The 17,678-nt window shown below is 74.6% G+C and carries 15 protein-coding genes; 7 read left to right on the top strand and 8 right to left on the bottom strand.

Annotated elements, in window-relative coordinates; translation table 11 throughout:
* Positions 1–3 precede the first annotated feature (3 nt).
* A complete protein-coding gene (locus tag Q3W71_RS01520; RefSeq protein WP_302917467.1) occupies positions 4–954 on the bottom strand; it encodes a hypothetical protein in 951 nt (316 codons plus the stop codon).
* Between the two features lie 191 nt (positions 955–1,145).
* Between Q3W71_RS01520 and Q3W71_RS01515 the strand changes: the two genes are divergently transcribed.
* Complete coding sequence (locus tag Q3W71_RS01515) at positions 1,146–2,150, top strand: NAD-dependent epimerase/dehydratase family protein (protein ID WP_302917466.1); 1,005 nt, start codon at positions 1,146–1,148, stop codon at positions 2,148–2,150.
* Positions 2,151–2,248: 98 nt separating this feature from the next.
* Here the strand turns inward: Q3W71_RS01515 and Q3W71_RS01510 are convergent, their stop codons facing one another.
* Complete coding sequence (locus Q3W71_RS01510; RefSeq protein ID WP_302917465.1) at positions 2,249–3,220, bottom strand: nitroreductase; 972 nt, start codon at positions 3,218–3,220, stop codon at positions 2,249–2,251.
* Positions 3,221–3,553: 333 nt separating this feature from the next.
* On the opposite strand from Q3W71_RS01510, the gene Q3W71_RS01505 reads away from it, so the two are divergent.
* The gene (locus Q3W71_RS01505) at positions 3,554–4,192 is read left to right on the top strand and encodes a response regulator transcription factor (RefSeq protein ID WP_302917464.1); all 639 of its coding nucleotides are present in this window, start codon (positions 3,554–3,556) and stop codon (positions 4,190–4,192) included.
* Between the two features lie 130 nt (positions 4,193–4,322).
* Here Q3W71_RS01505 and Q3W71_RS01500 read toward each other — a convergent pair whose 3' ends face one another.
* The 5 genes from Q3W71_RS01500 to Q3W71_RS01480 form a co-directional block, all read right to left on the bottom strand.
* The gene (locus Q3W71_RS01500; RefSeq protein WP_302917463.1) at positions 4,323–6,059 is read right to left on the bottom strand and encodes a GAF domain-containing sensor histidine kinase; all 1,737 of its coding nucleotides are present in this window, start codon (positions 6,057–6,059) and stop codon (positions 4,323–4,325) included.
* Positions 6,060–6,100: 41 nt separating this feature from the next.
* Positions 6,101–7,135 (bottom strand): nitroreductase, encoded by a 1,035-nt coding sequence (locus Q3W71_RS01495; RefSeq protein WP_368050070.1) that lies wholly within the window; start codon positions 7,133–7,135, stop codon positions 6,101–6,103.
* Positions 7,136–7,289: 154 nt separating this feature from the next.
* Positions 7,290–8,156, bottom strand: coding sequence for a universal stress protein (locus tag Q3W71_RS01490; protein WP_302917461.1), 867 nt, complete (start codon positions 8,154–8,156; stop codon positions 7,290–7,292).
* Between the two features lie 64 nt (positions 8,157–8,220).
* The gene (locus Q3W71_RS01485; RefSeq protein WP_302917460.1) at positions 8,221–10,623 is read right to left on the bottom strand and encodes a phosphoketolase; all 2,403 of its coding nucleotides are present in this window, start codon (positions 10,621–10,623) and stop codon (positions 8,221–8,223) included.
* 126 nt (positions 10,624–10,749) lie between these two features.
* Positions 10,750–11,580: a universal stress protein gene (locus Q3W71_RS01480; protein ID WP_302917459.1), complete on the bottom strand. Its 831-nt coding sequence runs from the start codon at positions 11,578–11,580 to the stop codon at positions 10,750–10,752.
* A gap of 1,432 nt (positions 11,581–13,012) precedes the next feature.
* Between Q3W71_RS01480 and Q3W71_RS01475 the strand changes: the two genes are divergently transcribed.
* Positions 13,013–13,600, top strand: a complete 588-nt coding sequence (locus Q3W71_RS01475) for a hypothetical protein (protein WP_302917458.1) — start codon at positions 13,013–13,015, stop codon at positions 13,598–13,600.
* Positions 13,601–13,775: 175 nt separating this feature from the next.
* On the opposite strand, the gene Q3W71_RS01470 is transcribed toward Q3W71_RS01475, so the two are convergent.
* Positions 13,776–14,561 (bottom strand): PP2C family serine/threonine-protein phosphatase, encoded by a 786-nt coding sequence (locus Q3W71_RS01470; protein ID WP_302917457.1) that lies wholly within the window; start codon positions 14,559–14,561, stop codon positions 13,776–13,778.
* Positions 14,562–14,673: 112 nt separating this feature from the next.
* On the opposite strand from Q3W71_RS01470, the gene Q3W71_RS01465 reads away from it, so the two are divergent.
* The 4 genes from Q3W71_RS01465 (at position 14,674) to Q3W71_RS01450 (ending at position 17,606) form a co-directional block, all read left to right on the top strand.
* Complete coding sequence (locus Q3W71_RS01465) at positions 14,674–14,910, top strand: HTH domain-containing protein (RefSeq protein ID WP_088995221.1); 237 nt, start codon at positions 14,674–14,676, stop codon at positions 14,908–14,910.
* Positions 14,910–15,485, top strand: a complete 576-nt coding sequence (locus Q3W71_RS01460; protein WP_302917456.1) for a Clp protease N-terminal domain-containing protein — start codon at positions 14,910–14,912, stop codon at positions 15,483–15,485. Before Q3W71_RS01465 ends, Q3W71_RS01460 begins: the two co-directional genes overlap by 1 nt.
* Before the next feature lie 125 nt (positions 15,486–15,610).
* Positions 15,611–16,612: a diacylglycerol kinase family protein gene (locus Q3W71_RS01455; RefSeq protein WP_302917455.1), complete on the top strand. Its 1,002-nt coding sequence runs from the start codon at positions 15,611–15,613 to the stop codon at positions 16,610–16,612.
* Positions 16,605–17,606, top strand: a complete 1,002-nt coding sequence (locus Q3W71_RS01450; RefSeq protein WP_302917454.1) for a YihY/virulence factor BrkB family protein — start codon at positions 16,605–16,607, stop codon at positions 17,604–17,606. The genes Q3W71_RS01455 and Q3W71_RS01450 overlap by 8 nt, the downstream gene beginning before the upstream one ends.
* Positions 17,607–17,678: the final 72 nt, after the last annotated feature.

Here is a 17,678-nt window from a genome sequence, read left to right as displayed (position 1 = left end):
ATCCTATGCGGCGGTGCGGGCGGGCAGTAGCGCCGCGGAACGGACGGGCACCAGCCAGGACGCCGCCGCGGCCACGACCGTGGCCAGCACCAGGGCGGCGAACGCGGCGAGGGTGGCGGCGTCCGGCGCGGTGAGCGGCTGGCCGCGCAGCGCCTGCCAGGTCACCAGCACCAGTAGCCCGGTCCAGGCGCCGGCGAAGACGACGACCAGGCGGGTCCGCCGGGCGGCGTCGCGGACCAGCCCGGACAGCAGCATCGCGAAGAGCAGCACCGCCTGCAGGCCGTGGATGCCGACGAAGTGGCCGATCCGCAGGTCGCCGCCGGTGGTGCTCCAGCCGGTCAGCGGCATGCCCGGCCCGCCGTCGGGCACCCCGACCGCGTGCGCGCCCATGGCGGTGCCCAGCCCCTGTTCGTCGAGGGCCAGTTGGGCGTCGGTCGGCACCACCATGGTGAGCCCCTGCAACAGGCCGACCAGCAGCACCACCATGCCGAGCCGGACCGCCCAGGTGCCGGCCCGGTCCGGCATGCCGTCGCGCCAGAGCAGGACGGTCAGCACCGCGGTGCCCAGCCAGAGCACGCTGATCAGGCCGCCCATGGCCTGCCACAACGCCTGGTCGAGCGGGGTGGCCTCGTTGAAGTGGCTGGCCCGGCCACGGGCGGCCTGGGCGACGATGATGCCGACCTCGAGGATGGCGGTGACCACGACGGCGTACGAGGTCCAGCGGGCGATCCGCCGGCCGCGCCGCAGGTGCGCCATCAGCCAGGCCAGGGTCAGCCCGTAGAGCACGAAGGAGGCGGCGAACTTCGCGGGCTTCAACCAGATCGGCTGCCCGCCGAGCGTACGGTCGTCGACGACCAGGCCGACGGCGCTGACCAGCAGCAGGCCGCCCATCAGGGCGGCGAGGAGGGTGAGGGCGGGGCTGCCCCGCCAGGCGGTGCGCAGTGAGGTGGTCATGCCCCGACGATCGTCGCGGCGGGTGGCTGGCACCTCCTGCCGCACGGCCGGATCGGGCTCCTGCCACCGGCCGCGCCTCCTCCGACGGCAGGAGGCCGGTGGCAGGAGGCCGGGCCCGTTCTGCCCTCGGCAGATCCGCTCACCGTGAACCGCGGGCCGGGGCGCCCCCGCGAGGCGGCACAGTGGAGCCCATGAGACTGCTGGTGCTGGGTGGTACTGGATTCGTGGGCGGGGCGACCGTGGCCGAGGGGGTCCGCCGGGGCTGGTCGGTGACGGTGTTCAACCGGGGCGTCTCCGGGAGCACGCCGGAGGGCGTACGCCGGCTGCGGGGTGACCGGACCACGCCCGGCGGGCTGGCCGCGCTGGCCGACGGCGAATGGGACGTGGTGGTGGACACCTGGGACGGCGCGCCGCGGGCGGTGGGGGAGGCGGCGCGGGCGCTGCACGGCCGGGTCGGGCACTACGTCTACGTCTCCAGCGGCTCGGTCTACGCCGACCCGGTGCAACCCGGCTCCGCCGAGGACGCGCCGGTGGTGGCCGCCGACCCGGACGCCACCGACGGCGACTACCCGCAGCTCAAGGCGGGTGCCGAGCGGGCCGTTCGGCAGGTGTACGGCGAGACCGCGCTGATCGCCCGGGCCGGGCTGATCCTCGGGCCGGGCGAGGACATCGGCCGGCTGCCCTGGTGGCTGACACGGATCGCCCGGGGCGGGGAGGTGCTCGCGCCCGGCCCGGCCGACCTGCCCCTGCAGTACGTCGACGCGCGGGACCTGGCCGGCTGGCTGCTCGACCGGGGTGCCGACCGGTTCGGCGGGACGTTCAACGTGGTCAGCCGCACCGGCCACGCCACCATGGGCGAGCTGCTCGACGCCTGCGGGGCGGCCACCGGGGCGGATGCCCGGCTGCGCTGGGTCGACCCGGAACCGATCCTGGCCGCGGGCGTGGTGCCCTGGAACGACCTGCCGATCTGGCTCCCGCCCGGGCACGAGTACCGCTGGTTGCAGGAGCGCGACGTCAGCCGGGCGTACGCGGCGGGGCTGACCTGCCGTCCGGTGACCGAGACGGTCGCCGACACCTGGCGCTGGTTGGGCCAGGTCGGCACGGTGCCGCCGCGGGCGGGGCGGCCGCGGCGGGCGAACGTGGGGCTCGACCCGGCCCGGGAGGCGGCGCTGCTGGCCGGCCCGGCCCCGGCCTGACCGTCGGCCGCCCCCGCCGCCCCGCCGGGTCGGGGCAGCCTCCGGGGGCCGGGTCAGCCCTCCGACGCCGGGGCCGGGGCCGGGGCCGGCCCGTCGGGTCACGGGCGGACCGGCAGGTCCAGCACCTCGTCGACGTGGCGGCGGGGCGTCGGTGACCCCGGCTGGCCGTAGCCGATCCGCAGCACCATCTGCGGGGTGCCGAACCGGCCCAGCGAGAGCCGTAGCTGCTCCCGGGCCCCGGCCACCTCGATCGGCTGCGACAGCATCGACGCCGACAGCCCGGAGTCGGTGGCGGTGAGCAGCACCCGTTGCAGCGCCTGCCCGGCGACCACCTGGTCGACCGCCGTGTTGCCGGCGGAGCCCAGCACGGCCACCAGCGGCTCCGGCTCGAAGTCGCGGCCCGGGGCCCGGTCCAGCCCGCCGAAGCCGCGGGACGGCAGCAGGTCCTGCGGCTCGCCGCGCGGCCCACCGGCGGCCGCGGGCACCCCGTCCGGGGCCGCATCGGTACGCACCCAGTCGGCGCGTTCGGCCCGGTAGGCGGGGTCCCGTTCGAGCACCCGGTGGGCGCTGCGGGCGATCTCGGCGAAGGCGTTCACCGCGCTGACCCCGATCAGCAGCTCCAGCCAGCACTGCTCGGCCCGGGCCGCCTCGGCCAGCCGCCACCGGGCGTCGGCCGGCACCGGGTCCGGCCAGAACGGCGCCCGGTTGCTGAACCGGCGGGGGATGGCCGCGTACAGGCTCTGCTCGGCCGGGGTGGCCCGGCGGGGCACGTCGGGCACCAGCCGGGCCACCACGTCCGGCTCGGCCGGGTAGGGGCGCAGCCGCACCCGCGCCGGGGTGCCCGCCACGGCCAGCGCGAGCCGCAGGTTGAACAGGGCCGCCCCGCAGGCGATCCGGACGCCCCAGCCGCTCGGGTCGGTGGCCGGCAGCCGCCGGGACGCGTCGACGAGCACCTCGATGCCGCCGTCGCGCAGGCGGAACCGCCACGGTTGGGTGTTGTGCAGCGACGGCGCGCGTACCGCGTCGGTCACGGCGTTGCGCAGCTGCTCGACGGTGTAGGCGGTGTCCATCTTCGGCTCCTTCAGCCCGCGCCGGGTTCCTTCCCACCGTGCCCCGGCCGGCCACCGGCCGGACAGGGCCGGACGTCCCGTCCGTCCGGGCCCGAGCGCCCTCCGCCGCAGGTCAACGGGCTTGTGACCACCGCCCCCGGGTGCGGGCCGGCCCGGCGCGGCCAACCCCTCGGCCGGCCCGGCGCGGCCAACCCCTCGGCCGGCCCGGCCCCGGTGCGACCACGCCGGTTCCGTCCGGGCGGTCGCCCGTCGGCTGACCGTTCGGCCGCAGGTCATGACGGTTCGGGACCTTCGGCCCGTGCCGATCCGCCCCGCACCGGGTAGAAACGAGGAATGATCCGGGTGTTCCTCCTCGACGACCACGAGGTCGTCCGTCGTGGCCTTGCCGACCTGCTGACCAGCAGCGGTGACATCGAAGTGGTCGGCGAGTCCGGCTCCGCCCAGGAGGCGGCCCGGCGGATCCCGGCGCTGCGGCCGGACGTGGCCATCCTCGACGCCCGGCTGCCCGACGGCAACGGCATCGACGTGTGCCGGGACGTGCGGGCCGTGGACTCCTCGATCAAGGGTCTGATCCTCACCTCGTACGAGGACGACGAGGCGCTGTTCGCCGCGATCATGGCCGGCGCGGCCGGCTACGTGCTCAAGCAGATCCGCGGCACCGACCTGGTCGACGCGGTGCGCCGGGTCGCGGCCGGGCAGTCGCTGCTCGACCCGGCGATCACCACCCGGGTGCTGGAGCGGATCCGCAGCGGCGTCGAGCAGCCCCGGGAGCTGAAGGACCTCACCGACCAGGAGCGGCGGATCCTGGAGTACGTGGCCGAAGGGCTCACCAACCGGGAGATCGCCGGCAAGATGTTCCTGGCCGAGAAGACTGTCAAGAACTACGTCTCCAGCGTGCTGGCCAAGCTGGGCCTGGAACGCCGCACCCAGGCCGCCGTCCTGGCCACCCGCCTCCTCGGCAAAACCTCCTGACCCACCCCTTACCCGCCCGCCGACCCCGGCGCGCACTTCCGGAGAACGAGTGGCCTCGTCGCGCCCGGAGGCCACTCGTTCTCTGTAGGAGCGCCCGATGAGGTCGGGGCCGGGGTAAGGGCGGGGAGGGTCAGTCGCGGAGGGGGACTGACCAGTGGAGTTCGGTGCCGTGGGGGGTGACGGGGCGCACCTCGAAGACGCCGCCGTGCCGTTCGGCGCGTTCGCGCAGGTTGACCAGTCCGCCCCGGGCGGCGGCCGGGTCGCAGCCCACCCCGTCGTCGGTGACGGTGACCGACACCTGCCCGGCGTCGACCCGGACCGCGACCGCCACCCGGTCGGCCCGGGCGTGGCGTACCGCGTTGGACAGCGCCTCGCGGAGCACGGCGGTGAGGTCCGGGCGGACCGCGTCCGGCACGGCGCTGTCGATCGGGCCGGCCAGCTCCAGGCTGGGCCGGTAGCCGAGCGACTCGGCGGCCACCTCCACCGCCTCCCGGATCTCGGTGCGCAACGCCGCGCTCATCGGTGTGCGCAGCTCGAAGATGGTGCGCCGGATGTCCTTGATGGTGGCGTCCAGGTCGTCGACCGCCGCGTTGATCCGCTTGGCGAGCTCCGGCTTCGCCGCCATCGGGGCGGCGCTCTGCAGTTGCAGGCCGGTGGCGAAGAGCCGCTGGATGACCACGTCGTGCAGGTCCCGGGCGATCCGCTCGCGGTCCTCCAGGACGACCAGCAGCTCCCGCTCCTCCTGCCCCCGGGCCCGTTCCATGGCCAGCGCCGCCTGCCCGGCGAAGCTGCCGAGCTGGGCCAGCATCTGGTCCTCGGTGCCCGGCGGCACGTGGTCGGGCCGGTGCGCGATCACCAGCACCCCGTGCAGGGTGTCCGCGGTGGCCAGCGGGGAGACCACCGCCGGCCCGGTGTGCAGCAGGGCCGGCCAGGGCGCGGCGTGCGCCAGGTCGTCGACCACGTCGTGCCGGCCCTCGGCGACGGCGGCGGCGAAGCTGGTCTCGGCGGCCGGCAAGGCCGTCCCGACCAGCGCCGCGGCCTGGTCGCCGGCCCCGTCCACGACCTCGACGGTGAACCGGCCGGCCTCGGGGTCGTAGAGCAGCACCAGCGCCAGCTCGGCCTCGGCCACCTCGCGGGCCCGGCGGGCCACCAGCGCCAGCGCGTCGGTGCGGCGCACCTCGCCGAGGAGCACCGAGGTGATCTCGGCGGTCGCGGCGAGCCAGCGTTCCCGCTGGTGGGCCAGGGCGTACAGGCGGGCGTTCTCGATCGCCACGCCGGCCGCGGCGGCCAGCGCGACCACGATCTCCTCGTCGTCCTCGGTGAACTCGGCGGCGCCCTGCTTCTCGGCCAGGTAGAGGTTGCCGAAGACCTGGTCGCGGATGCGCACCGGCACGCCGAGGAAGCTGTGCATCGGCGGGTGGTGCGGCGGGAAGCCGTACGACTTGGGGTGCCGGGTGATGTCGGGCATCCGCACCGGGCGAGGGTCGTCGATGAGCAGGCCGAGCACGCCCCGCCCGTGCGGCAGGTCACCGATCTTGGCGTGCAGCTCGGGGTCGATGCCGTAGGTGACGAAGTCGTGCAGCATCCGATCGGCGCCGATCACCCCCAGCGCGCCGTAGCGGGCGCCGGCCAGCTCGCACGCCGCCGCGACGATCCGTTGCAGGGTGCTGCGCAGATCCAGGTCGGTGCCGATGCCGACCACCGCGTCCAGCAGCGCCCGCAGCCGCTCGCGGCTGGTGACCACCTCGCCGACCCGGTCGAGCATCTCCTGCAACAGCTCGTCCAGGCGAACCCGGGACAGCGGGCTCAGGCCGAGCGACGGGGTCGCCGGGGGCTCCGGTCGAGGGTTCGGTGCGTTGGCGGCCATCGGCCGATCCTATCGGCCGGCCGGCCGCCGGCCCGAGGGCGTCAGCGCTGGCCGCGTACCGCCGAGGTGTCCACCACCTGCTCCACCGGGAGCCGCGGGGTGTGCGGCGGCCCGGCGTGCGCCGGGTCGGCGATCCCCAGGCGCAGCACGATGTACGGGTGGCCGAGCCCGGCCAGCAGTCCGCGCAGCGCCTGCCGGGTGCGCTCCACCTCCACCACCCCGCTCAGCGGGGTCACCGACACGCCCTGCCGGGTGGCGGTCAGCCACCCCGCGGAGAGCGCCTCGCCGGCGCGCAGCCAGCTGTCCCGCTCGTCCTCGTCGCCGTAGAGCAGCGCGTACACCGCCGCCCGGTCGTGGCCCGGCCCGATCGGCAGGCTGCCGGCGCGGCCGAAGTCGCGACCGGGCACAGTGGTCTGCGGCGCCTGCTCGGGCAGCACCTCCGGGGGCAGCCCGGTGCCGGTGCCGGCCCGGCTGGTCCAGTACTCCAGTTCCTCGCGCAGCAGCGGGTCCTCCGCCTCGACGGTGGCGGCGTGCCCGGCCGCCGCGGCCAACTCCATCACCTGGTCCCGGTCGAGGATCTGCAAGCGGCACCCCTCGGCGGCGACCGCCGAGGTGATCTGCCCCAGCGCGGCGGTGGACACCGGCTCGTCGCTGACCGGCCGCCGGTCGGTGTGCCGCACCTGCATGCACTGGACCATGTGCATCGCGTCCGGGTCGGCCCCGCTCTGGGAGAACCCGGTCAGCCGGGCCAGCAGGTCCACCTCGTCCGGGTCGGGCAGCCGCTCCACCATCGCCGTCCAGCCCTCGGCGGCCAGCGCCAGCCGCGCGTGGTGCAGCGCCGTGCCGCAGCTGATCGCCAGCAGCCGCCCCTCCGGGTCGGTCGCGGTGAGCCGGCGGTCGGGGACGGCGTACAGCTCCAGCGCGTCGGGCAGCACCCGCCACCGCCACGGCTGGGTGTTGTGCACCGACGGGGCGTGACCGGCCATGGCGGCCGCCTCCGCGAGCGCGGTGGTCAGCGGCCGGTCGCTCGCCGGCGTCTCCTGGCTCATCGTCACGACCCTTTCGTCTCTGCCCATCGTGCCGCACCCGGGTGGCGTCGGGGGTGGGTTGCCGCTCCATCCTGCGACATCCGCCAGGCCACCGCACGGTACCCAGGTCCCGCCGTCACCGGGTCGTTCGGCCCGCGTGCTGCTCGCCCGGCGGGGGTGGGGGTGCACCCGGACACTGCGGTCAGCGTTCGCGGACCACCGCGACCGGGCAGTGGGCGTGCTGGATCAACTGCTGGCTGACCGAGCCGAGCAGCATCCCGCGCAGCCCGCCGCGGCCACGGCTGCCGACCACCACCAGCTGCGCGTTGCGGCTGGCCTCGACCAGCAGGGCGGCCGGCGCGGCGGCCGCCACCTCGACGGTCACCTGGACGTCGGGGAAGGCCGGCCGCCAGCGGGCCAGCGCCTCCTCCAGCTCGGCCCGGTCGGTCGCCGCCGCCTCCCGTTCCTCCGGGCCGGACGGCGACCGCTGGCCGGCGGGCGGGTGCGCGGCCCGCAGCACGTGCAGGGGCACCCGCCGGGCCGCCGCCTGCTCGACCGCGAAGCCGAGCGCCACCAGCGAGAACTCCGAGCCGTCCACGCCGACCGCGATGTGCCCGCCGCGCCGGCCCGGTTCGCCGCGGACCACCACCACCGGGCAGTGCGCGTGGCCGGCGACGGCCACCGCCGTCGACCCGGCGAGCAGCCCGGTGAAGCCGCCGTGCCCGCGGCTGCCGAGCACCAGCAGGCCGGCCCGCGCCGACCGTTCCTCCAGCACCAGCGCGGGTGGCCCGTCGAACACCTCGCCGTGCACGGTCACCCCGGGGCTCGTCGTGGCGGCGTCCGCCGTCGCCCTGCGCACCAGGTCCTCGACCTGCCGCCGGGCCGTCTCGTCCGGCCAGACGCCGGGGGCCACGCCGGGGCCGAGCCAGCCGGCCACGGTGAGCCACTCGTAGACGTACGCCAGCCGGACCGGGTGGCCGCTGCGGCCGGCCTCGTCCAGCGCCCACTCCAGCGCCCTGGCGGCCTCGGTGGAACCGTCGTAGCCGACCAGGATCTCCGTACCGCTCACCGGGTCCGCACCTCCGTCCCGCCGGCCCGGCCGCTGCCCGTGGCCACCGCCGCGCCCGGCGCGCTCACTGCCCGCCCCGCAGGCCCGGATCGGTCTCGCGGATCCAGCGCCACTCCGCCACCCGCGGGTCGTCCTCGCCGTAGCGGCGGGTGTAGTCCCGGCAGGACTGGCGGGCGTCGACCATCTCCTGGCGCAGGTGCGCGGCCCGGGCGGCCAGCCCCGGCACCCGGTCGATCACGTCGATGACCAGGTGGAACCGGTCGAGGTCGTTGAGCATCACCATGTCGAACGGCGTGGTGGTGGTGCCCTCCTCCTTGTAGCCGCGCACGTGCAGGTTGTCGTGGTTGGTGCGCCGGTAGGTGAGCCGGTGGATCAGCCACGGGTAGCCGTGGTAGGCGAAGATGACCGGCCGGTTCTGCGTGAAGATCGTGTCGAACTCCTTGTCGGACAGGCCGTGCGGGTGCTCCGAGGCCGGCTGGAGCCGCATCAGGTCCACCACGTTGACCACCCGCACCTTCAGCTCGGGCAGGTGCCGGTGCAGCAGGTCCGCGGCGGCCAGGGTCTCCAGCGTCGGTACGTCCCCGGCGCAGGCGAGCACCACGTCCGGTTCGCTGCCCTGGTCGGTGCTGGCCCAGTCCCAGATGCCGATGCCCCGCCGGGCGTGCTGGATCGCCTCGTCCATCGACAGCCAGTTCGGGGCGGGCTGCTTGCCGGCGACCACCACGTTGATGTAGTGCCGGCTGCGCAGGCAGTGGTCCATGGTCGAGAGCAGCGTGTTCCCGTCCGGCGGCAGGTAGACCCGCACCACCTCGGCCTTCTTGTTCATCACGTGGTCGATGAAGCCCGGGTCCTGGTGCGAGAAGCCGTTGTGGTCCTGCCGCCACACGTGACTGGAGAGCAGGTAGTTCAGCGAGGCCACCGGCTGCCGCCAGGGGATGCCGCGGGTCACCTTCAACCACTTGGCGTGCTGGTTGACCATCGAGTCGACGATGTGGATGAACGCCTCGTAACTGGTGAAGAGGCCGTGCCGGCCGGTCAGCAGGTAGCCCTCCAGCCAGCCCTGGCACAGGTGCTCGGAGAGCACCTCCATCACCCGGCCGTCGGGGGAGAGGTGGTCGTCGCCCGGCACCGTGCCGGCCAGCCAGACCCGGTCGGTGACCTCGAACGCGGCACCGAGCCGGTTCGAGGCGACCTCGTCCGGGGCGAAGAGCCGGAACGTCTCCGGGTTGGCCGCGATCACGTCCCGGATCCAGGGCCCCAGCGCGCCGGTGGCCCCGGCGACCGTCGCACCCGGCCGGGGTACGTCCACCGCGTAGTCGCGGAAGTCCGGCAGGTTCAGCTCGCGCAGCACCACCCCGCCGTTGGTGACCGGGTTGGCGCTCATCCGCCGGTCGCCCCCGGGCGGCAGGTCGAGCAGCTCGGCGACCGGGGCACCGGTGGCGTCGAAGAGCTCCTCCGGCCGGTAGCTGCGTAGCCAGCGCTCCAGCTCGGCCAGGTGGTCCGGGTTCTTGCGTACCTCGGACAGCGGCACCTGGTGCGAACGGTAGGTGCCCTCGACCTGCTTGCCGTCCACGTCGCGCGGCCCGGTCCAGCCCTTCGGCGTCCGCAGGATGATCATCGGCCAGCGCGGACGCTCGACGGCGCCACCGGAGCGGGCCGCCCGCTGGATCGCGGCGATCTCGTCCAGCGCCCGGTCCAGGGTCGCGGCGAGCGCCTGGTGCACCTGCGCCGGCTCGTCGCCGGCCACCACGTACGGCTGGTAGCCGAAGCCGCGCATCATCTCCAGCAGGTCGTCGGCCGGGATCCGGTCCAGCACCGTCGGGTTGGCGATCTTGTAGCCGTTCAGGTGCAGGATCGGCAGCACCGCACCGTCGCGGGCCGGGTTGAGGAAGACGTTGGAGAGCCAACTGCCGGCCAGCGGGCCGGTCTCCGCCTCGCCGTCACCGATCACGCAGGCCACCAGCAGGTCCGGATGGTCGAACGCGGCGCCGTAGGCGTGGCTCAGCGCGTACCCCAGCTCGCCGCCCTCGTGGATCGAACCCGGCACCTCCGCCGCCACGTGGCTGGGGATGCCGCCGGGGAAGGAGAACTGGCGGAACAGCCGCGCCATGCCGGCCTCGTCGCGGCCGGTGCCGTGGTACTTCTCGCTCCAGGTGCCCTCCAGCCAGGTGTTCGCCACGATCGCCGGCCCGCCGTGGCCGGGCCCGGTGATGAACATGGCCGACAGGTCACGGTTGACGATCACCCGGTTCAGGTGGGCGTAGAGCAGGTTCAACCCCGGCGACGTGCCCCAGTGGCCCAGCAGCCGCGGCTTGACGTGCTCCGGCGTCAGCGGTTCGCGCAGCAGCGGATTGTCCAGCAGGTAGATCTGCCCGACGGTGAGGTAGTTCGCCGCCCGCCAGTAGGCGTCCAGCCGGCGCAGCTCGTCTTCGGTCAGGGGGCCGTGCAGGTCGAGAGCGGTGTCCATACTGCCTGAGCCTCTCGCGGGTAGGGGAATCCTGCATCTTCACAGCGCGGATCCATCCGGGCCGATCCCAGCTTCGCCGACCGTGCCGGTACGGCTCAGGGCCGTTGGTCCCGCGCCGGCCGGGCGCTAGGCCCCACCCGTCGGGATCCCGGTCAACCCCCGGATCACGATCACCGGCGCCGGTGAGTGGTAGAGCAACGACTGGCTCACCGCGCCGAGCATGCCCCGCGCCGGCTCGTCGCCCCGGGCCGCGACCACGGCCAGCTGGGCCGAGCGCGACTGGTCGACCAGGACGTTGCCCGGGTCGCCACGGATCGCGTGGCACTCGGTGGGCAGGTCCGGGCGGCGGCCCGCGTACCGGGCCACCACCGCTTCGAGCTGGCCGGTGGCGTCCTCGATGGTCTCGTCCGGCTCGACCACCCGTACCGCCAGCAGGCGCGCCTCCCGCCGGGCGGCGCAGTCGACCGCCCACTCCAGCGCGGCCTCGGAGCTGGCGGTGCCGTCCACGCCGACCAGCACCGGGCCCTGTGGCGGCGGCTCCCGGCGGGCCACCAGCACGGGGCAGCCGGCCCGCGCGGCCAACTGCACGGCCGGCGCTTCGGCCGGTACGCAGTCCGCGCAGGCCGCCATGCCGCCGTCGCCCACCACGGCCAGGAACGCCGCGTCCGACCGGCGGACCAGCACGGCCACCGCCGGCCCCTCCACGATCTCCTCGTGCACCGGCAGGTCCGGCGCGACCTCGGCGGCGATCCGGTGTGCCTCGGTGAGCAGTTCCTCGGCGTGGACGCGGGGCTGGGCGATCGTCGGCGCCTCGAAGGCGGCGGTCCAGTTGAACGCGTGCAGCAGGTGCAGTTGCCGCTCGTGCGCGGCGGCCTCCTGCGCGGCCAGCCGGACCGCGGGGTAGTTGCGCTCCGAGCCGACACCGACCAGCACCGCTGCGTCGGCGGCTGCGGCCATCCGGCATCACCTCCGCAGGCGTCGCGCCCGGCACGACTGGCTCCCACCCGAGGTTAGTCCCGACCGTACGGGCTCGGGGCGGTATCGCCGGCTCCGGGTCCGGCTCCGGCGGGGGCGTTCCGGGCTGCCCGGTCTCCTCGGGCTGCTTCCAGCGACCGGCTTGATCCCTGGGCCGGGGTCGGCTTGGGGTGCGTGGATGTTGCGGTTGCGGGTGTGGGCGCCGTGACCGGCGGTCTGGCTTGCTCCCTGGGCCGCGGTCGGCTTGGGGTGCGTGGACGTTGCGGTGTGGCCGGCCGTGACTGGCTTCGGGCGGTCAGGCTTGGTTGCTGGTGGGGGTTCGTCTTGCGGTGGGTGGGTGGTTGCGGTTGGGGTGTGGCCCGCCGTGACCGGCTCCGGGCGGTCAGGCTTGATCCCTGCGCCGGGGTCGGCTTGGGGTGCGTGGATGGTTGCGGTTGGGGGTGTGGCCGGCCGGGACCGGCTTCGGGCGGTCAGGCTTGGTTCCTGGCCGGGGTTCGTCTTGCGGTGGGTGGGTGGTTGCGGTTGGGGTGTGGCCCGCCGTGACCGGCTCCGGGCGGTCAGGCTTGATCCCTGCGCCGGTCACGGCGGGCCACACCCCCGTCGTGGTCCAGGCCGCCCGTGTCGGCGCGGCGGGCCTGTTCTGGTCGCTCGGTCCCGGTTCGTGGTCGGGGTCGCCCCGTGTCGGGGATATTCCGCGCACGGGGCTTGTCGGGTGTGCCGCGGGGTTGGCGCTGTTTCGCCGATGTGGCGGTATCGACCCGGGCGGCCTGCGCCGTTTCGCCGATGTGGCGGTGTCAACTGGGTCGGGATGGCCCCATATCGGCGACATGGAGTCGATCTTCCCGGCGATTGAGGGCCGGCCGTATGAGCCGCCGTGCCGCCTGGGGGGTTTGTCGGGTTCGTGGGTGTGACCGGCGGCATCCGGGTGGTGGAATCGGGCCCGGGTCGGGGGGCGTTATATCTCGCGAACGATCGAGCAAGGGCTCGCCGCTGGCATGGCCGGCGAGACGGGCCTGGCGGAATGATGGCGGGCGGCCGGTCGTTACATCCCCCTGACGAACGATCGCAGGACCGGTCCCGCCGGCACCCGCCGGTTGAGGATCGTGGCCCCGGAATGACGGCGGCCCGGTGGTCGTTGCATCCCCCCGAACGATCGCCGCACCGGTCCCCACCGGCGCACGCCGGTGAGGGTTGAGGGCCCCGGAATGATGGTGGCCTGGCGGTCGTTACACACAGTCCGGCACCGCGAAGGACACGTCTCGCGGCTCTGGCCGGGCATCCCGGTACCAGGGCATCCCCCGCCCCGCGTGTGCCGGATCCTCCGAAGTCTTTTGAGCGCCCTGGTGGTGCTTGCGCCCCTGTGCCCGTTCCCCCTTTTGGGCTGGTGGCGTTGACCCCCGAAGGAGCTTTTGTGATGAACACGATCATGCGTAAGAGCGTTCTGGGTATTGCTGGTCTGGCGTTCGCCGGTGGCGTCGTCGCCGGCCCCGCCACCGCCGACGCTGCTCCGGTTGAGGCGGTCAAGCCGGTCGCCGTGACCGTGCAGGCCGACAAGCCGGACATGGGCAAGCTGATCCCGCATGGTGTGCAGGGCGAGCAGTCGCGCATCGAGCTGAACGATGAGCAGACCGCGAATGTGAAGGCGATCATCGCGGCGACGAAGAAGTCCGGCATGGACGAGCGGGCCGCCGTGGTGGCCATCGCCACCGCGCTGCAGGAGTCGAAGCTGGAGAACCTGGGCCACCTGGGTGAGCGCAACGACCACGACTCGCAGGGCCTGTTCCAGCAGCGCCCGAGCTCGGGTTGGGGCACGGTCGAGCAGATCACCGACCCCGAGTACTCCACCATGGCGTTCCTCAAGGGCCTCAAGCAGGTCGACGGCTGGCAGGACATGCCCCTGACCGTCGCCGCGCAGACGGTGCAGGTGTCGGCCTACCCCGACCACTACGCCCAGTGGGAACAGCAGGCCGCCGACCTCGTCACCGAGCACTGGAACAACTGACAACCGAACATGAAGGACCGACCGCTGGCCGGCACCGGAACGGGTGCCGGCCAGCGGCGTTTCCGCGTCCGGTTCCGGGCGCGGTAGCCCTTGCCCGGCACACGCCGGTGGGGGTGAGGGCGCCGCTACACCCGCCTGGCAGGGGTGGGCAGACATGTCGATCGGGTCGGTGCCGTCAGCGCGTCGGGGCGTGGACGCGGAGGACGGCGGCGGTGGCGTTGTCGTCGCCGCCGGCGGCCAGCGTGGCGTCCAGCAGCGCGCGGACGGCGTCGGCCGGTTGGCGGGTCGACAGAAGGTCCCGCAGCCGGTGGTAGTCGACCTGGTCGCTGACCCCGTCGGTGCAGAGCAGCAGGGTGTCGCCGGGGCGCAGCGTGACGGCGAGCAGGTCCGCCTCGGGTCCGTCCGGGTGGCCGGCGTACCGGGTGAGCTGGTAGCGGGCCCGGGCGGCGGCGGGGGAGTCGGCCGGGTACCAGCCGTGCACGACGCCGAGCCAGGCCACCGTGTGGTCCACGGTGAGCAGTTCCAGCAGGCCGCCGCGGAGTCGGTAGGCGCGCGAGTCGCCCAGTTGGGCCAGCCAGCCCTGGCCGCCGTCCGGCTCCACGAGCAGGGCGGTGAGTGTACAGCCGGTCAGCTCGGGACGGCCCGCGCCGGCGGCGCGTACGGCTGCCTGCGCCCCGGCCGCCGCGGCGCGCAACGGGCCGGGGCCGGTCGCCGGCCACCCGGCCCGGACCTGCTCGACCAGCGTGCCCATCGCCGCGGCGCCGGCCCGCCGGCTGCCCTCGCCGTCGCCCATCCCGTCGGCCACCGCCGCGAACGGCAACGCCGGGTCGACGTGCAACACGTCGTAGTTCGCCCGGTAGCGGTTGCCGACGACGCTGCCGCCGGTGAGTTCCAGCGTGAACCCACCGGCCGACCAGCGGTGCGTCCCGGTGGGAGGAGGGTCGCCGACCACGGTGCTCACGGGCGGACGGGAAGGGCTGCGGCGGACACGCGCGGACCGTAGCACCGGCCGAGGGCGGCTCGCGTGTCAACAAGGGTTGACAACTCCTCCTGTGTCAACGTAAGTTGACGGCATGAGTCAGGCGACGGAACTCGCGGCGGCCGCGGGCAGCACCGACCCCCGGGTCGGCCTGCGCGCCGTCCGCGCGCTGCGCCGGCTGCTCGAGCGGCTTGAGGTGGTCCAGGTGGACAACGCCCGTCGACAGGGCTGGTCCTGGCAGGAGATCGCCGACGCGCTCGAGGTCAGCCGGCAGGCGGTCCACAAGAAGCACGCCGGTCGACCGGCGGTCGGACAATCCTGGGAGGCGTGATGTTCGAGCGGTTCACCGACCGCGCCCGCACCGTGGTGCGGCAGGCCCGCGAGGAGGCCCGCAGCGAGGGCCAGCGGCCGGTCGGCACCGAGCACCTGCTCCTCGCACTGCTCGCCGACGGCGACAGCCTCGCCGCGCGGGTGCTCGCCGAGGCCGGCGTCCGCGGCGACGACCTGCGGGAGCGGATCCACCGGCACACCGCGCACGGGGCCACCGGCCTCGCCGACGCCGACGCCGCGGCGCTGCGGGAGATCGGCATCGACCTGGCCGCCATCGTGGCCCGGATCGAGGAGTCGTTCGGCCCGGACGCGCTCCGCGAGGCGGCGCCGGCCCCGCGCCGCTGGTGGCGCCGGCGGTACGCGGGCGGCCCGTTCTCGCCCCGCGCCAAGAAGGTGCTGGAGCTGTCCCTGCGCGAGGCGATCCGGCTGCGGCACAACCACATCGGCACCGAGCACATCCTGCTCGGGCTGCTGCGCGAGGGGCACGGGCTGGCCGCGCTGGTGCTCACCGAGGCCGGGCTCGACCTCGCCGACCTGCGCCGCCGGGTGGAGGTCGCGCTCCGTACCGCGGCCTGACCCGCCGCTCGGCCGAGCCGCGGCCCGCCGGTCGGCGGGCCGCGCCGGCAAACCTGTCTGTGGCACTGCCAACGGGCGGTCGCCGTGGGCTCGCTGAACGCCCCCCGGTGCTGCACACTGACGCCGTGGATGCTGGACAGGAGAGCCGACCGGCGGGCGCCGGCGGGCCGCGCTCCGCCGTGGTGGTCAACCCGGTCAAGGTGGCCGACCTCGACGAGCTGCGGAGCACCGTCAACGACGCGCTCGCCGCGGCCGGCTGGCCGGAGCCGCTGTGGTACGAGACCACCGTCGAGGACCCGGGCCGGGGCCAGACCGAGCAGGCGGTCAAGGCCGGTGTCGAGGTGGTCTTCGCCTGCGGCGGCGACGGCACCGTGATGTCCTGCGTCCGCGGGCTGGTCGGCACCGACGTGGCGCTGGCGGTGCTGCCCCAGGGCACCGGCAACCTGCTCGCCGCCAACCTCGGCCTCTCCACCGACCTGGCCGCCGGCATCGAGGTGGCCGTCGAGCGCGGCCGGCGGCTGCTCGACGTCGGCGCGGTCGAGGACCACTACTTCACCGTGATGGCGGGGATGGGCTTCGACGCCCAGATGCTCGCCGCGACCAGCGAGACCACCAAGGCGCGGATCGGCTGGCCGGCGTACGTGGTGGGGGCCGCCCGGCACCTGCGGGACCGGCCGATGCGGGTCTCGATCAGCCTCGACGACCAGCCGCCGCTGCGCCGGCGGGCCCGGTCGGTGCTGGTCGCCAACGTCGGCCGGCTCCAGGGCGGGCTGACCCTGCTGACCGAGGCCGAGCCGGACGACGGCTACCTCGACGTCGCCGTGCTCACCCCGCGTACCCTGCGGCACTGGCTCGCGCTCGGCTGGGCCGTGCTGCGCCGGCAGGACCGGGTACCCCGGATGGAGGTCTTCCGCTGCCGGCGGGTGGAGATCACCAGCAACCGGGCCCAGCCCCGGGAACTCGACGGCGACCTGATCGCCCCCGGCCGCACGCTGAAGGCGGAGATCCGCCGCCGGGCGCTCTGGCTGTGCGTACCGCAGCCGGAGCGGGCACGCGACCTGACGGTGGACGTCGACGCCGCGGCCGAGCGGGGCGAGCAGCTCATCGAGGAGGCCCGCCGTGAGTAGCACCCGGATGGTGCCGGAGACCCGGCTGATGGCCGACGAGGAGCTCTCCGCCGACGACGCCTGGCACACCCTGCGCCGGGAGGGTGGCTGGCACCTGCTGCGGGACGCCTTCATCCGGTTCCGCTACGGCGACGGGTTCAGCCACTCGCGCGCCTTCGCGCTGCAACTCTGCCTCGCCGTGGTGCCGTTCATGATTGCTTTGACCGGCCTGATCAGCGAACTCGGCGTGGAGGAGGGCGGGCAGGTCGTCGCGGACACCGTCCTGGCGCTCACCCCGGGCGCCAGCGAGCCGATGGTGGCCGAACTGCTGGGTGAGCGGGAGAGCACCGAACGCGCCGGTGAGCTGGCGCTCAGCCTCGGTCTGCTGACCGGCCTGGTGGCGCTGACCAGCACCATGGCCCAGATCGAGCGGGGCGCCAACCGGATCTACGGCGTGGAGCGGGACCGCCCGGCGCTGTGGAAGTACGTGCGCGCCGCCGTCCTCGCGCTGACCGCCGGCGTGCCGGCGCTCACCGGCTTCCTGATCCTGGTCGGCGGCGGTCCGATGGGCGACTCCGTGCAGCGGCACTACGAGTGGGGCGAGTTCGTCCACGGCTTCTGGGACGTGATCCGCTGGCCGCTGAGCCTCGGCCTGACCGTGCTGGCCGTCGCCGTGCTGTTCCGGCACGCGCCCCGGCGCAAGCAGCCGGGACTGTCCTGGCTGATCTTCGGCGCCGCCATCGCCACCGCGCTGTGGTGGCTGGCCAGCCTGCTGCTCGCCGCCTACGTGGCGTACAGCGACGGGTTCGGCCAGACGTACGGAGCGCTGACCGGGATGATGGCCCTGCTGCTCTGGGCCAACCTCACCGGGATGGCGCTCTTCGGCGGGCTGGCCTTCGCCGCCCAGCTCGAGGCGGTGCGGATCGGGGTGCAGGAGCCGGCCCAGCCCGACCTGTGGGAGCCCGAGTCCGAGCGGGACGAGGTCTTCGACACCGGCGAGATGACCTCGCTCTAGCGGGCCCCGGCCCGGCCCGGTGTACGGGAATCGCCGATCGGGTACAAGCGGCACGCCGAAGGCGAAAGGGAG

Origin of the sequence: Micromonospora sp. C28SCA-DRY-2 (genome assembly GCF_030519475.1) — a bacterium.
Classification (GTDB): Bacteria; Actinomycetota; Actinomycetes; order Mycobacteriales; family Micromonosporaceae; genus Micromonospora.
This window is presented reverse-complemented; position numbering and strand designations above follow the sequence as displayed.

Coding starts and splice junctions, on each gene's coding strand:
- Q3W71_RS01500 (WP_302917463.1), bottom strand. CDS start 6,059: ATGGCCGCCAACGCACCGAACCCTCGACCGGAGCCCCCGGCGACCCCG.
- Q3W71_RS01515 (WP_302917466.1), top strand. CDS start 1,146: ATGAGACTGCTGGTGCTGGGTGGTACTGGATTCGTGGGCGGGGCGACC.
- Q3W71_RS01460 (WP_302917456.1), top strand. CDS start 14,910: ATGTTCGAGCGGTTCACCGACCGCGCCCGCACCGTGGTGCGGCAGGCC.
- Q3W71_RS01480 (WP_302917459.1), bottom strand. CDS start 11,580: ATGGCCGCAGCCGCCGACGCAGCGGTGCTGGTCGGTGTCGGCTCGGAG.
- Q3W71_RS01495 (WP_368050070.1), bottom strand. CDS start 7,135: ATGGGCAGAGACGAAAGGGTCGTGACGATGAGCCAGGAGACGCCGGCG.
- Q3W71_RS01510 (WP_302917465.1), bottom strand. CDS start 3,220: ATGGACACCGCCTACACCGTCGAGCAGCTGCGCAACGCCGTGACCGAC.
- Q3W71_RS01485 (WP_302917460.1), bottom strand. CDS start 10,623: ATGGACACCGCTCTCGACCTGCACGGCCCCCTGACCGAAGACGAGCTG.
- Q3W71_RS01475 (WP_302917458.1), top strand. CDS start 13,013: ATGAACACGATCATGCGTAAGAGCGTTCTGGGTATTGCTGGTCTGGCG.
- Q3W71_RS01465 (WP_088995221.1), top strand. CDS start 14,674: ATGAGTCAGGCGACGGAACTCGCGGCGGCCGCGGGCAGCACCGACCCC.
- Q3W71_RS01520 (WP_302917467.1), bottom strand. CDS start 954: ATGACCACCTCACTGCGCACCGCCTGGCGGGGCAGCCCCGCCCTCACC.
- Q3W71_RS01505 (WP_302917464.1), top strand. CDS start 3,554: ATGATCCGGGTGTTCCTCCTCGACGACCACGAGGTCGTCCGTCGTGGC.